Origin of the sequence: Bradyrhizobium sp. ISRA430 (assembly GCF_029909975.1) — a bacterium.
GTDB lineage: Bacteria > Pseudomonadota > Alphaproteobacteria > Rhizobiales > Xanthobacteraceae > Bradyrhizobium.
The window spans coordinates 7,375,176-7,390,672 of record NZ_CP094516.1; the positions used below are offsets into that span (position 1 = coordinate 7,375,176).

7 protein-coding genes are annotated in these 15,497 nt (G+C 58.3%); 4 read left to right on the top strand and 3 right to left on the bottom strand.

What is annotated here, in order from left to right:
- Positions 1-342 precede the first annotated feature (342 nt).
- Positions 343-678 (top strand): hypothetical protein, encoded by a 336-nt coding sequence (locus MTX21_RS34755; protein ID WP_280968979.1) that lies wholly within the window; start codon positions 343-345, stop codon positions 676-678.
- A 143-nt stretch (positions 679-821) separates the two neighbouring features.
- On the top strand, positions 822-2,441 hold the full coding sequence (locus MTX21_RS34760; protein WP_280970892.1) for a HAMP domain-containing methyl-accepting chemotaxis protein: 1,620 nt from the start codon (positions 822-824) through the stop codon (positions 2,439-2,441).
- 853 nt (positions 2,442-3,294) lie between these two features.
- On the opposite strand, the gene MTX21_RS34765 is transcribed toward MTX21_RS34760, so the two are convergent.
- Positions 3,295-5,121 (bottom strand): NEL-type E3 ubiquitin ligase domain-containing protein, encoded by a 1,827-nt coding sequence (locus MTX21_RS34765; RefSeq protein ID WP_280968980.1) that lies wholly within the window; start codon positions 5,119-5,121, stop codon positions 3,295-3,297.
- Between the two features lie 669 nt (positions 5,122-5,790).
- Here MTX21_RS34765 and MTX21_RS34770 point away from each other — a divergent pair.
- Together MTX21_RS34770 and MTX21_RS34775 are read left to right on the top strand one after the other, a co-directional pair.
- On the top strand, positions 5,791-7,536 hold the full coding sequence (locus MTX21_RS34770; protein WP_280968981.1) for an NEL-type E3 ubiquitin ligase domain-containing protein: 1,746 nt from the start codon (positions 5,791-5,793) through the stop codon (positions 7,534-7,536).
- Between the two features lie 621 nt (positions 7,537-8,157).
- Positions 8,158-10,398: a hypothetical protein gene (locus MTX21_RS34775; RefSeq protein ID WP_280968982.1), complete on the top strand. Its 2,241-nt coding sequence runs from the start codon at positions 8,158-8,160 to the stop codon at positions 10,396-10,398.
- 1,109 nt (positions 10,399-11,507) lie between these two features.
- On the opposite strand, the gene MTX21_RS34780 is transcribed toward MTX21_RS34775, so the two are convergent.
- Both MTX21_RS34780 and MTX21_RS34785 read right to left on the bottom strand, forming a co-directional pair.
- On the bottom strand, positions 11,508-13,316 hold the full coding sequence (locus MTX21_RS34780) for a hypothetical protein (RefSeq protein ID WP_280968983.1): 1,809 nt from the start codon (positions 13,314-13,316) through the stop codon (positions 11,508-11,510).
- A gap of 321 nt (positions 13,317-13,637) precedes the next feature.
- A complete protein-coding gene (locus tag MTX21_RS34785) occupies positions 13,638-14,918 on the bottom strand; it encodes a carbohydrate porin (RefSeq protein WP_280968984.1) in 1,281 nt (426 codons plus the stop codon).
- Between the last annotated feature and the right edge of the window lie 579 nt (positions 14,919-15,497).

The following is a 15,497-nucleotide window of genomic DNA, read 5'->3' on the forward strand; positions in this document are numbered from 1 at the left end:
GGATTAACCGCTCGAATCCACGCGGTACATGCTCGGAGATACTGTAATGCGTTTTGAGAGCGTTTTGTCCGTCCGCTACGAAGATTTTCTGCGCAGCTCAGGTGGCAGGCGCGGTAATTCAACGTTCGTGTCGCCAGTGCAGCCTGCAATTTAAAACGATGTACGCGGTCAGTCGTTGATGCGCGCAAAGCGGACGACCTGCATTTAAAGAAATTTGTTAACTGCGGCCGATTTACAACCTTAGCGAACACGCGGTCGCTGCGCATGTATGTCGAGTTATCCGCAGAACCATTCGCATGACTGCGCGCTCGTATTTTTGAGGCACTTTGGTCGAGGTTCGAAATGCTCAACGTCGTGAAGTTTCGTCGACCTGGTGCGCCCATGCGGCGCACTGAGCCAATGCAAACAATGGCGATTGCTAAGCGTGACGCGCCATTAGCGCCGTTCGCAATAGCATGTGATTCCGGTCGAGGTGCAAATCAGCGGCTCAAAGCCGCCCGCGCCAATGCCAAGCTCACGATCGCGCGTGCGATTGCCACGCTGGAGGAGAACCATCGCCAGATACGAGCGGCCATACACAAGATTGCCGATTCATCAGCTAGGGCCAGGCTGGAAGCCGATCTCGATCTAATCGAGCGAGAGCTTGCTCTCGCCAAACGGAAATCTGCCAGCCTTTAGAGCTGACGGTCCTCGTTTTACGATGGGATCGCTGAAGTACATTCGAGGTAAGACGACCACCCTTTAGCAGAGAGCCACAACAAGTGTTTGCAAACATCAAAATCACCGGTCGATTGATAGCTGGGTTTGGATCGCTTCTTCTGATGTCCGTTGCAATTGTCGGTTACTCGATCCATACCTCCCGGAGCGCGAACGGATCGTTGGCGACTGTGGTTCGCCAAAAAGACCACGTAGCCGAAGATGAGCGCATCGAAAAGCAAGTATTTGAAGCTCGGATGCATGTATGGATGGCCTTGGCAACCGATGATCCATCGCATTGGGAGAAGGCCGCAGATACCTATAGGCGAACATTTGCACGGCTTGAGGATCTCGCTGCCGACACCAAGGACTTGGGCCGCCGGGTGCGAGTGCTGGATCTCAAAAAAGCTGTCGAGGACGATGAAACGAAGGCGCTCGGGCTGAAGGAATTTAGAGGAAGAAATAGCGCGCTAGACACGCCCGCGGCGAAATCGGCCGCAAGTGCCGCACTCGCCGCCGGTGGTCGGGTTGACGAACTCTCAGAGCCGCTCGCGATTGATTACGAGAAGGCTTCGAAAGCCACTGCGCTAAAGGCGGAAGATAAGCTTGGATTGGGCGTGATGATAGCCTTGATCCTTGGCGCTCTCAGTTTGCTGCTGGGTTTCATCCTCGCGGTGCTTACCTCGCGCAGCATTAGCGACCCGATCCGGAATCTGACAGCATCGATGCTCGAGTTGGCCGGTGGCAATTTCGATGTTGTGCTCCACGGTCTTGGTCGCAAGGACGAAATTGGGGAAATTGCGAATGCGGTCGAAAGGTTCAAGGTGAAGTCGGCCGAGAAGGCGGAGGCGGAAACCCAAGCCAAACTAGCTCATGATCGTATCGCTGCTGAGCAACGAAAGTCCGACATGCGCAGGCTTGCAGATGCGTTCGACGCGGCCATCGGGGAAATTGTCGAAACCGTTTCCTCGGCGTCCACAGAACTGGAGGCGTCGGCTCGCTCACTGGCAAACACTGCCGAATCCACACAGCGACTCTCGACCGCTGTAGCCTCGGTCTCCGAACAGGCGTCCGCGAACGTTCAGTCCGTTGCATCGGCCACAGAAGAAGTGTCGATTTCCGTAAATGAGATTGGCCGGCAAGTGCAGGAGTCAGCTCGTATTGCGAGTGAAGCCGTTCGAATAGCCGCGAGCGCTGACAAGCGCGTTCTGTCTCTCTCTGAGGCCGCCGGCAAGGTCGGTGACGTCATCCAATTCATCAACACAATTGCATCTCAAACAAATCTTCTGGCCTTGAACGCGACAATCGAGGCAGCCCGCGCCGGAGACGCTGGGCGAGGGTTCGCAGTCGTTGCATCAGAAGTGAAAATGTTAGCGGACCAGACCGCGAAGGCGACGAAGGAGATAAGTGATCAGATTTGTGGAATTCAGTCATCCACCAAGGAATCAGTGGCAAGCATCAAAGAAGTCACCAGCGTTATTGGCCGAATCTCAGAAAGTTGCTCGGCCATCGCGTCTGCTGTGGAAGAACAAGGCGCTGCAAACCAAGAGATTGCTCGGAATGTGCAGCAGGCGGCAATTGGTACGACCCAGGTCGCCACAAATATCGCCGAAGTCAATCGAGGTGCGGATCAGACGGGCACCGCGTCAACGCAGGTGCTTTCCGCTGCCAGGTCCCTAGCTGAGGATAGCAATCGTCTGAAGCTGGAAGTGCAGAGATTCCTGGCCAGGGTAGCGGAAGCTTAGCAAAGCTTTGACGCTCCTGAAGAAGCGCTGCTCCAGTGCGCATGTCCCTTTATCTTGGTCGGATGTATTTTCCACGCCGACCTCTCGGGGGCGCGACCGACGGACAAGAGCCCAATAGGGCTTGAGGGCAGCAGCTGCCGACAATAGGTACTTCATCTCGTGCAAAGCGCCACTTTGCGTGGAATGAGTGCACCCAGGAATGGAATGATTGCCGCTTTTCGTCAGGTCGAAGTCAAAGCTAGATGCGGCGGTGGAACACGTTCGCCCAGCTCCGAACTTGGTCAAGCGACGTCTGTTACTGTACGTCTGATGGCTCCAGCGGCTTCGACCGAAAGAAACCGAACCTGCCGGAATGTGTTCAGGCCGCCATCAGCTCGGCTGGCCTTTCACCTACAAGGGCGGCCAATCGATAGGCCTACAAGTCCACTGCGGTTGATCTCAGCAAGCAGACTGTCGGCGCGATGCCTCGCCGGAGTTCCAACAAGCCGTGTGCCCGCTGTCGCATCCGTCGCCACCGGATCACGAATGAACTCATCCATCCGGATAATGAAATGGACGGAAAGGCCTGCGAAATCCTCCTCCGGCCTCTTGGTGCTTACCGTAGAATCCTCGTGATCAAACTCCAACTCGCCCAAACTATCGCTGCAAGCCAGGCGATCATTACGATGGTGGCAACTCCCAGGAATCCGATAGGAACTAGCTGATTGCCATTTCGCCGCCGTTCGCCTGCATCCAGGGTAAGAGACGATCAGAGCTGCCCGCCTGGCATACACCGGTGAGCTGAGACAACCATCCGGGTTGAGGACCTAGGAGTGACCGGGCCGGAAGCTGCTCTAATACTGCAAAGGCCGCTTCATAGGGTGAGGCCGTGCTCATTGAGCACCTTATCTCTGAGAGCCCCCTTGATCTCACGGGCGATCTCTTTGCGAACTGCGGCGCCCAACTCTATCTTGGCATCCTCGACAAGGTCAGCTTCGACCCCGATCAAACCTTTGTCGGTGAGCTGTTGCTGCAGCCGGCTGTGGAACTCCGTGCCCATTGCAGCAAGGAGCTGGTCGTGCGCCCTGGTGTGGTCTTCGGGTGCGATACGACTCACAACGTCGTCCCAGGGTTGCCAGTCCATCGCCAAATAGTCGGCGAATTCCGCCGCCTCTCGGTTGCGCACGGATGTCTCTGCACTGTCAACGTCAGCGTCGGTCACACCGGAAACCTCAAAGAAGCGCATGTTCGGGGCGACGTGTTGCAGTCCCAGCCGCTCGCGGAGCTTATTTTGATAAGCAAGAGAGACCTCAATGGCGTCGATGTCTTCGACGTTGCTGCCCGAGCCTAGCGCGTGAACCTTCTCGCGCGCAATTCTGTCCAGCGCGTCCAGGCGGAACATGACCCGCCCCAGATCGATGAGATCGGGAAGCCGGGCCTTGTTGTTATAGGCGCCGTTCTCGACCTCTGCGATGAGGCGTGCGGTCTGCATGCCGTTCCAGGTCAAAGTTCTGCGATCCTCGCAGCTCTCGTTGGCGTCCAGGGCCAGTTGGAAGTAGCGCTTACGCAATTCCGGGTTTTGCGCCACTTGGCGCAGATCATTGGCCACTGACTGCCGGAATTCTTCGTTGCCAGAGTTCACGGACTCGAACAGTTTGCCAAGGAAGAGCGCGTATTCCCGGGCGCCCGGCTCTTCAGCGACGCTCTGCCAAGCGGCCAGCACCTCTCGATCACCCTCCTGTGGATTTCCCCGGAGCCAGTTTGCGACCGTTTCAATGAGAGCATCGGGCTGTTCATCGTCTGTCTCGGACAATTCACTTTCGTCATTGTGCGAATGGTAGACGGTTGGACCGGCATAGTCCTCGGCGCTTAGGATTGTATCCAGGTTCGCGAGCACCTGCTCGGGCAGAGGATTGTCGGTCAGAACTATGCTGCCAGGAGCGACCAATTGCGTCAGCAGGTCGTCCGGTAGGCTCGTCAATTGGTTTTGGCCGACGTCGAGAAAGTCCAGCGAAGCAGGGAGGTGCCGCGGCAGACGCGTCAGTTGGTTTTCGCTGACGTCGAGAAACTGGAGGGTGGCGGGAAGGGTCTCCGGCAGATTCGCCAACTGATTGTGGCTGGCGCGGAGAAACTGCAGCGAAGCAGGGAGCACCTCGGGCAGTTCCTGCAGCTGATTGTGGTTGAGGTCGAGATGCTCGAGCTCAGCAGGTAGGACCCCAGGCAGGCTCCTCAGCCGGTTTGAGCTCGCGTCGAGGCCTCTGAGCTCGGTCGGGAGTTCGGGCAGGGTGGTCAGCTGATTGCCCCTAACGTCAAGACGCCGGAGCGAAGCAGGCAGGCTATCGGGCAGAGTGGTCAACCGATTGAAGGGCACATCAAGCGCAACGATAATGCTCGGAAGTCTTGGCAGGCTTGTAAGGGACAGCGATCCAAGATCCAGTGTAGTGGTCTCACCCAGAGTATTCACTCGGCGCACCGCTTCTTCCCGATCCTCGAGCGGGCCTACCTCCGGTTCAGCAGCCCAATTCTCAAGCACCTCATCTCCCTCGCCCTCAATATGGGCGGAATCTCTGGAGTTTGCTGCGGAGCCTGTCACGACCGCGTTCCACTGCGCCGCGTCTTCGTCTTGCCCGTCCTGCTGTCCGGAAGATACAGAAGGGATGCCACCGTTGCTCTGAATATGTCCTGTCTCAATTGGATCCATCCCACCCTCCTCACGAAATTGAGCGCAGACTCAGCCCACGGTGACAATGCTCTAGGACCAGTAGCTTTCGATAAGCTGACAGACTGTCGCCGTAAGTGGCATCGATGGCAACGAAGCTGGCATGACCCTGGGTGCAGGATTTGATCGGCCGATCCGCTGACCGTAAGATATTTTCCGCTGACGCGTTTCCGCGCATAACCACCCAGCAGCCGCTCAAGTATAAAGCCCACGCGCGGCGGCGGTGCCTTTCTCCAACTACCTGCGAAGCAAGAGCGCACGCTCTCCAACGCCCAACGTCCGCGTCGGTCCTCTCTCGTGCCAAGACAATCGCTGCCGCGCTGGTATTTGCCGTTGGTGGGGAGCCCAACGATCTGGGTGTTTTTGCGGCGACACTCGTCAGCTGATCGACAGGTGGGCCTGCTAAGGGCGAAGGCTGCCACCGTTGACGGTACTCCGGACTTGTCTGGCCTGCGAGATGGCAGACTGCGGGCAGCAGTATCGATCTATTGTCCAGGTTAGGCTCGTATCGGCCTGTGTCGAAGAGGTGCTGGACGGCAGTCGCGGACCACGCGCACACGCCTTCGAATGATCATTTGCTCTGCGGACCTAGCTGCTTCGCGGCCTTGGGAAGCGGAGGTGTACTCGTTAGTTCTGACGATGGAGAGATTGATGGACACAGGACACGCACAGCGGAGCGCGGCTTCCTCCCCGGACGCATTTGAAGAGGTGGAGCAGGAAAGCTACCTCGGCGGCTTCAATCGTGCCGTCGCGAATTTGGTCGAAACGTTGACAGGGTATCGGACCCCAGCCTCCGCGCGCGCACAGATCCTGGACAATTGGGTTGCCGAAGAAGGGCAGTGCGAAGCCGAGAATAGGCGACAGGGGCGCAGACGAATCAGGAATTCGGATAACACAGGCTCGCGCTCGCTGGATTTGTCCTCGCTCTCACTGACCGCTCTGCCCGCCGCCCTTCCGCCAAGGTTGCTGGAACTGCGCGCCAGGCACAACGAGCTAAGCAGCCTGCCTGCCGCGTTCCCACCCGGTCTCCAGCGTCTTCTCATTAGCCATAATCGCTTGACCAGTTTGCCGGACGATCTTCCGGCGACCCTCTCTGAGCTAGAGGTTGCTGACAACAGCTTGACCAGTCTGCCGGCAAACCTTCCGGCCGGGCTCGAGATCTTGAACGCAAACGACAACCGGCTCATCAGCCTGCCGGATGCTCTCCCGAGCGGGCTCACCTCGCTTGCGGTCAGTGGCAATCAGTTGACCGACCTCCCGGTGTCCCTCCCCTCGTGGCTCGTTGAACTCAATGTCAGCGGCAATCAATTGGCCAACCTCCCCGACCCACTTCCGAGCACGCTCCAATCACTCAATGTCAGCGGTAACCGGCTGACCAGCCTGCCTGAAGGTCTTTTAGATGCTCTTGTGCCGAATAATAGCCTCTACTACCCGCATCTGGAGAGACTCGAATTGGAGGATAACGCGCTGCCGGACGACATCCTCGCTCATCTGGCGGCGGCTGAAGCGCCACCGCAGCTTGCGCAGCAATCCCTGCATGAAGCTGCCGCACACTGGCTCGCAGACGACCCGGCCACGCTGGCCGAATGGGAGCACTTTGCGGACGAGCCCGGCGCCCAAGACTACGCACAGTTCCTGGAGAGGCTACGAGGCAGCGTGAACTACGGCAATAACGGGTTTCGGCAAGCAGTGGCTGACGATCTACGGCAGGCGGCCGCCAATCCGACGTTGCGCGAGCAGTTCTTTGCACAGGCTTCCGAGGCCAACACGAGCTGCGAGGATCGGGTCACCTTGCACTGGAATGGTATGCAGACCGCGCGCATCAACGCTGACGTCAAGGACGGGGTATATGACGATCGGCTTGGCGATCTGATCCAGCGCGGCCGTGTCGCCTTCCGCTTGGAGGCGTTGGACGAGATCGCGCGCGACAGGATCAACTCGCTCGCGAGCGGCAACCCGAACGTAGACGACATCGAAGTCTATCTGGCCTATCAACATCGGCTGCGCGAGCCGTTGGAGCTCTATCATCTCGCCCCTGATATGCGCTTCCTAGAGGTCTCTCACGTCAGCGAGGATGATGCGACGGAGGCGCTCGACCTGGTCCGGGAGCGGGAAGCAAGCCAGTTCACCGACTACATGGCAAGCCGCTGGCAACCCTGGGAGACGGTGCTGAGGCGCATCGCTCCAGACGAACATGCCGCGATGGGAGACCGGGTGCTCGACGCCATGGGCGACGAGTTTCAAACCCGCTTGACTCAGCGACTGGTCGAGCATGGTCTTCTAGGCGATGCGGATGCCGAGCGGGTGCTCGGAGCCCAAGTCCGAAACGAGATCGCTGGCGAGATCAAAGGCGAGGTCATGCAACGTGTGCTCGCAGAGCGTGGCCTCGAACTATGAGGCTCCCAAACCGCCGCAGCGATATCCATTATTGCTCCGCGGCGGTACCCAAAGATCGATCGTGAAGGCTCGGCCATCGCTGCCGAGGTGCTTTCGCGCTTTGGCAATGCGCTGCCGTCGATGAGGGTCTTTCGGTCTTGCCGAGTGACGAAAATTTCGAGGGCGTATCTACGTCCAGTCGAAGGCGCTTCGCGACGAGAGCTCCTCGGTCGAAAAGTTGTCGAGGAGACCAAGGCGTGCAGCGGTGAAATCATCGGTTGCGGAGGCGCTGCCGCAGCCAGCCAGCTCGGTTTGACGAGGCAGCTAAATGTTCGGGCGGCGATGCTTGAATTCGGCGCACGATCGACAGGCGATCCATTGTTCCGTCCGTCGAGGAATTCGTCAGCTCGAACTGGAGGCCGGCGAAGAGGTGCGGCAAAATTGGAGCGACCCCGTCCCTAGTCAGGCGAGTGCCGATCCCAGGCCACTCTCGCGCCCAGTAATATCCTGATCTCGTCAGCTTTTCGAAAGGTTGCGGCTACAACAATCAAGAATCTGACTCTTGCTGAACGAGCTGCTATTTGGCCGTAATCCAGACCGTACGGATTGCTGCAGGGTCTATGCAAACATGAGGAGGGCAGGATGGATCCGGTTGACCCATTCTTCGATTCAGGAGCCTGGATGCGAGAGTACGCCGCCCTGCAGGGGCGGAGTGGGCAGCGAACGGGCAGCCCAAGCGAGCAGGGTGACTTTGAAGGGCGGCTGCAGGACTTGAATCTCGATCCGTCTGATCAAAGCAAGTCAGCTTCGCCTGAGCGGTCTCCCGCAGGAGGTGGTCGAGCAGTCCGGCGGGAGGATTTCGGCGGTTCGATGCGGGTGCCGCCGCACTCCGCTTTCAGGGAGAGTGCGCTAGGCGGCACGCGACGGAGCGTAGACATTGCCAGCTTCCAGCTTCCCACTTCGGCGCAAGTGCCGCAGTCTAGTTTGCGAGATGATCTGTTCAGCAGCGCACGTTACAGCTTTCCGGACGCAGAGTCTGCCGCCTCGGCCAAGAGCGGAAAAAGCCGTGGATTATGGTCACGCTTCAAGTCGGGAATCGGCAAGGCCCTTGGCGGAAAGTCGTCGCGTGACGCGGGAGAATCTGACGTCTTTTCGACGAATGTACGAATTGATTATGCCAGGCAGCCGGGCCGGACGCGCGGGGTCAATTCGGCCGATGAGGAGCTCATTGAAGATTTCCGAAACAAGGCGGCGGGTAATCTCAGCGATGGCACTATCAAGAATGCGGCAGCCGATTTGCGCCATTTGAGCGCGCGCCTGAGCGACGCCGGCAGGCCCTCAATTGCCGATCGAATTCGCCGCGAATTTGAAAACGCGCAGCTGGTAAATCCCGATGTGGAAAACCACCAGCTAGAAGCTGAGCTCGATGAGGACGTCGACACCTACGCAAAGGACCGCGGCAGGCGAATCAAGGCGGCCCTGAAGAAGCTTCGTGAAGTCGGTGCCGGAAACACGTTGGCAGCCGATGTCCGCCGGCTGGCTCCTCATGCTGAGGACGCAACCCTCATTCGCATGTGGGCGGCGGCGGAAAAGGCGACAGACAGGATCGACCCAAAGACGATCGACAGGCAAACTCGCCGCATGTTCAGGCTGAGTGAGTGGCTGCAGACGCATGATAGACAGCCGATCGCCGGCCGACTTTCCACCCCTGGGCTCGCTCAGGACGTCGAGGAGTACAAGCACGAGACCGGGGACAGCAAGATCAACGCTGATCTGGTCAGGCTTGGGCTCTACCAGCAAATCCTTGAGGCGAACAGGGCACTGGGATTGCCCCCTCCTGAGGACCCGGGTCAGCCTTCTGCGGAAGCTGCTCGTCAGGCCCGCTCGCCACAGGAGCTTCCCGCAACGCCTGCCACGCCGAGCGCGGGAGCTTGGGAATGGCTTGGAGAGCAAATGCACGGATCTGGCTCATCGATGCCGGCGCCGCAAAGCGGATGGCGGGCCGGCTCGTCCCAGCTGCTTCCCGCAACGCCTGCGACGCCGAGCGCGGGAGCCTGGGATTGGCTCGGCGACCAAATCCATGAACCTGCCTCACCAGCGCCGGCGCCGCACTGGGCTGCGCAAGCTCAGCCCCCGCTCGAGCTTCCTGCCACTCCAGCCACCCCGAGCCAGGGAGCCTGGGCATGGCTTGGGCAACAGATGCAAGAACCCGCATCGCCTTCGTCCGTGAGGCCTCGATGGTCAAACATCTACGGCGGTCTCGAGTCCTTCGTTGATCTGGATCCACCCACACCCCACGACTTGCGTGACGATGCGCGCTCCGCGCCAGCACCTGAATTTGCGGCCGCCTCGCCGTTCGCAGGACAGCCGGGGGCGGCTTCGGAGCTGCGGGACATTGGAGCAATCGTTGGCGCCAACTGGCGCCACGGCTCCCAGGCGGCTTCAGACGTGCTGATCGATGTATTGGGCAACATCAATCTGCTGCCAAACCAGTTCGAGCCAAGTCAGTTTGCAATCAATGGGGAGCGCTATTCGGCGACATTTGGACCGGGCGGTCGCAGAGATATTCGCCTGATCCATCACCCGCGCGCCGCTGGGATGAACGAAGCCGGGCCATCCCGGCCGCTGCATCGTCCACGGCCAATCGTAAGCGCAAGGCAAACCGGGGAAGGTGCAGTCGATCTTGGCCATCTTATCCGGGGCGGCTGGGAGCATAGGGAGCGGTTCCTGCCGCCTTACCTCGTGCGCGTTTTGGAAGGCGAGGGCATCATGCCCCAGCCCGGGCGGCCGACCTATTTCGAAATCCGCGGAATGCCATATAGAGGCGAGTTGGTGGAAAGCGAAGGACGCCAGCGCGTTCGCGTTTATCCCGAACCTCGGTGAAGAAGCAAGTTGGCTGCAATTCCAAATGCTCGGCGGGCAGCTCGCGTGAGACGTTCTATCAGGCCGCGCTTGACCGGCGATGCACCCAATCGATGCAGATCGCAGAGGTGGGGCGTGAATACACGCCTGATTTCGACGGCGATGTTGGCTCAGTCAGTTTTCTCAAGCGGCAACCTCTCCGCTGTCCGTACATCAGGCCCGAGCCTGGCTCAAAAAATTTCGAAGCGACAGTCTCTCAAAAGAGCGCGGCGTGAACCCGATCGGGCCAAACGACCCATTCGACACGGAAGTGTGGATATAGGGGTACGCTGCCCTGCAAGATCCGCATGTGAGACAACATCCGGCAGCTGTCAAATTGAATGACAAACGGCCTCCTGCGCGCATCGTTTGCCTCATTGTGTCGCTTCATCATTAGTTCGCTGTGCCGTATTCGTGGTGCTGAAACATGAGCGCGTCGGACCGTTCGCTGCCATGATTTAAGCCGGGGCCGAAGCGTTCTCAGAAGTTTATCATGATACCGCACTTGAATAGCCGATGCTCACGTTAGCTGGTACCATCACGTTTACTGATAACGCACAGGGAGGAACGAGCACGCCTGTTTTCAGAATTCCCCAATTATCGCTGCCAACAGCCTGATCCGGAGGCGCTAAGTACGGACCCAGCGGCAAAAACCACGAATCCCCAGAGAAACCAAATCACAAGAGCAGGCGGCACAACGAGGAGGGAGGCTTTTCCGGTTGCCGTTCTGAGTCTTGATGGTCGGGACAGGCTTCCCATGATCGCCAGAGTTTGAGGCGACATCGGTCCGTTAAAGCCACGAAGACTAGCTTCGTCCACGGCTATCTCGCACCACAACCGCTAATCGATCACCCATGGCAGAAGAGCCTGCCAATGGGAGAACCCGCCTCTACTCGGTACAACAAACAACCCCGATGCCATGTGGGGCGGATCGACCCTCGCCAAGAAATGGGCGTCAAGTAGACGGTTGGCCTCGACGATGGCTCGGGCAGGGCAATAACATCGCGGCATCCCCGACGGTCGCTCCTGCGAACTCTGCTCTGCGCCGAAAGCGATGTGCCCTTGCACGAAAGCGGACGTCTCGCCTCTGGTTATTCATCATCAAGCAGTCGCCGAAGCTCCCCTGGAGAAAACTGCTCTGGCTCGAAAGTAAATTCTTCTGGATCAATGGAAACAGGAGGAGCGAAGTGATCATCCCTTAGTCCGTGAAGCGCGTCGTGCAAGTCCTTTTCCAGTTGCCGCAGCTCCTCTGGAGGGACGGAGACGGGCGAGTCGCTGGGTTGATCATCGAGATGATCCAGTACTCGCCGAAGATCTGCCTGAGGGAGCTGCTCCGAATCGGATGCGACTTGCTCCTGGATGAAAGCCGAGTTGGCGGGTTGATCATCTCGCCCCTCGGTAAGCTCCTGTGCGTCTTCATCCTCGAGCAGTCGCCAAAACTCCGCTGGAGAGAACTGCTCTGGATCAATGATAAACTCTTCTGTATCAAAGGAAAACGAGGGGTCAGGGGGATCCTCCGATTGCCGGTGAAGCTCGTTACGCAACTCCTTTTCCAGCTGCTGAAGCTCCTCTGAAGGCAGGGAAACTGGCAAGGGGATAGCTTGGTCATCAAGATGGTCGCGCAGGCGCCGAAGCTGCTCCTGAGGAAGCTGCTCTGGATCGACCGCGACCTGTCCGTCGAGGAGAGCCGACGGGACAGGTTGATTGTCGTGTCCCTCCTGATGCTCCTCTTGCCGACTAGCTTCGTACGACGCGCGGTGCTGCGCAGCGGCGCTGTCGATGCGTGTCGGTTCTGTCAGTAAAGTGCCTTCGGGATTGATGAGCGCCACGTTCTGAGGGGAAGGATTGAGCTTAGCGCGAGTACGCCCCGGACGCACGATGGGCACGACGCCCCCCGTCGACCGAAAGGTCCGCAGATGCTCTAATGCTTTAATGAGTCTATTGCTACTAGAGGCACCGCTGAACTCGCGCACGTCACTGCCATCGCTCAGCGATTTGCCGTCTAGCCGAGCAACAATGCTTGGTTTATTTTTTGCGAAGAGCCAACGGCTATAGCCGATAAGAGAACCTGCATGCTGCTTCGCCGTAACGGAGGCCGTCCCGCCCGCAATAAGCGCCTCCTCAAGCCTGAAGATATCGGCAGCATCCTCCGGATAAAGAGGTCGCCTGTCCCACTGCCCCCGGACTATGACGCCCGTTGAGGCGATCGGCATTGCTCCGCCACTTCCTCCTGAAGCGGCGCTTGCGGTCGGTTTCCGATATACCAGAACTTCTTCCAGATCGTTCAGCGTCCTCTGTCTTTTCGCTGCTCTCGATTGAGCTGTGTCATGTTCATGATTGATGGGGAGCTCCTCACTTGCCAGGAGATTGCTCTGGGCCCGTGGATCGATCGCCTCATCCGGGGATTGCCGGCCATCGTTAGATGCGTCTTTCGCTGAGGGGAGCGCGCGCGGTCGCCCGCGACAAACCAAATGACCGGAATCATGATACGCACGAAGGACGCTTACGCCTGTCTTCATGAGGGCGTCATTTGGAAAGTAGGTATCTAGGTGATTAACCAGGGACTGGTGGTTCCTTAGATCAGTCGTTTGGCCACGGGCGCGGAGATCATTCGCCAGTCGACGAAGTGCCTGAGTATAAAGCCTGACCGTATTCGGTTGCGGATTCTTCTGATCCACATAGTGAGCAATCGCCTTGTCGATAAGGCCCCGGTCTTCTGTAGATAGATGGGGATAGAAGCCTCGATCGCCAACGGGAGCGGGTTCGGCCTGCTTTGCCTCAGCCAAGTGCTGCTCAAAGCCGTCTTGTCCGGCCTGGCTCGTCTGCGGCTCTTGCGGCACGTCGTGCTGCACCTGCGACCAATCTGGCACGTTAAACGGGTCAAAATCTTGCGGGTCCACGCTAACCTCACTCCAGGATCACCTGAACAGGTCTGCCTAGTCGAGCAAGCTTTCGAGAACCTGACTTGGCTATGGTTCCGCAGCGGAGAGTTATCGCGGTGACTAACCTGGGAAATGACCGCGTTCGGGACCAGCTTCTCCTGAACACTCCGCCTCGCCTTGCTTGGGGTCCAACGAGATCTTTTGTCCATAAGCTCTTACAGCTGGCGCACCCCTAGATGGGCTCATCTCGCGCAGATGCAGCCGGTCTCCTCAACAAGTTCGCGAAGCTCAGGTCCCATGCGTCACGAGATGGCGGAATCAGGATGGCGTCTGCCATGATCAGAAGAATATCAACGTAGATACCAGCAGATTGAGCGCGTGTTCAGTTTGGGGCGTGTGCGTGATGCTTGTGGGGTTATGAATGTATGATAGTCCCACGCCTGCATATATTCCCGGAGCAAGATGGGCGGTATATGTTCCGGTGATTGCCGTGGTATCACGATGCACAAGCTGGCCTTTAGCCAGGGCAGCATCCACCGCAAATTTGCTCCAGCTCGTGTTACTAGCAACGATTGCAATCAGATCACTGGGCCGGCTATCAAAAGGCCCTTTCGCATAAAGACGAAGCTCGTAATATTGGCTGATCCTGTTGAGGTCAGGCGGAGCTCCCATGATGGAGAAGCCGCCATAGATGCCGCGAGACGGCGTCCCACTCGCGTCAATCTGCCAGAGCTGCCTGTCCGCAGCGATGTAGTGAAAATTATTCCCACTCTCCCTTTGTTGCTTGGGGTCCGCCAAATTCGTGTAGCGGCTACTGTTCAAACCAACGCCCGCCCGCAGCCACGTGTCGGCTACGCCGGGAGCAGCCTTGCTCTTGTAGCCGGCTTCTTCAACGAGAAGGATGCCCGCATTGGCCGTGCTCCAGTTCAAGCCGGTGGGATTCTCGGTTATGTGGGCATAGGCACCATCTGGGCTGATTGAGCGCTGGACGGAGACCTTGTTGTACAAGCGATCGTCAAAATTGTACTTCAAGTTGACCGCCGGCGTCGGCGCAGCATTGGTGCTCATCCCTGCCTGGAACAAGGCAGACATGTTCGATCCTGTAATTCCTCCGAACAATGTGCCGGTGAACTCATTTTGGTTTCTGAGGTAGCCAAGTTTGAGTTCTAGCGTCCTGTCGAAGAAAGTCTGGTAGTAGGCGAGCGTATTGATTCCCACTCGATCTGGTCCCGGGCGCTCCCACGTCCAGTATTGCTGCTCGGCTCCTACGACAATCTGTCCGTCGGCAATGCCAAACCGGCTGAGATCGTAGGTGACGATCATGAAGTTTGCCGACGCGAAGGTCGGATTCTGGCCCATATAGAGCTGGTTTGCGATAGTGCTTCTGGCTGCATTCGGCAGCTGGTTGTTTGCAAAGCTGTTGTGTGTCCAGCCGATGTAGCCAATGCCGACATCTGCCAGCGCCGATCTAACGCCGTCCGTGTCCTGATCAATCGTGTCCGCAGGGCCAGGTATGTTGAGCCACATCCCTTTTTCACGCAGATTGTTGTACCTTTCGAAGGGATCTATCGTCTTTTGCCGTCTCGTCTGAGTAGCCTTGTCCGCATTGCCGCGCTTCACGAAAGGCACTCCGGGACCTGCTGCTGGCGGCGGGGCAGAAGGGCGGATTGTCTGACGGATCAGGTCGATCCGGAGCTTTGCGGCCCGATCGGAAGTCTTTCCTCTTTTGCTGGCCTGATCCACAGGGTGGTTACTAGGATCGAGTCCGCTCGCGGTTTGTGCCAGTACGGAATTGCCGACCAGACAAACCGCTAGCGAAAGCGCGACAACAAGCCCAGATTGCTTTCCCCTTGGCCTGAAATTGAAAGAAAGTGCTGCCGTAGCCGAGTATGTCCGAGGCGAGGTCGTCGCAAGAAGGCAATCACGCATGGCGTACTTCGGGTCCATGTCTGCCGGCCATGAATAGATTGAACTGCGGCCTGATTGGCCCAGAGTGAGCTCCCGGCGTTTTCGCGTCCGAGGGCAAGGGGGACGAGCCAGAACTCGATCCATCCGAAGAGAACCACCAAGGCTTCCTGAACCTCTCAGCTCGTGGCGCGATGATGATCTGGTCCGAAACTTTGCTTGTGCATGACGCCGGTGCGCCGAGAGCCAGCTGAGAGCGCAGGCTCGGCAAATGCTCACGACGAGCGCGCGGGG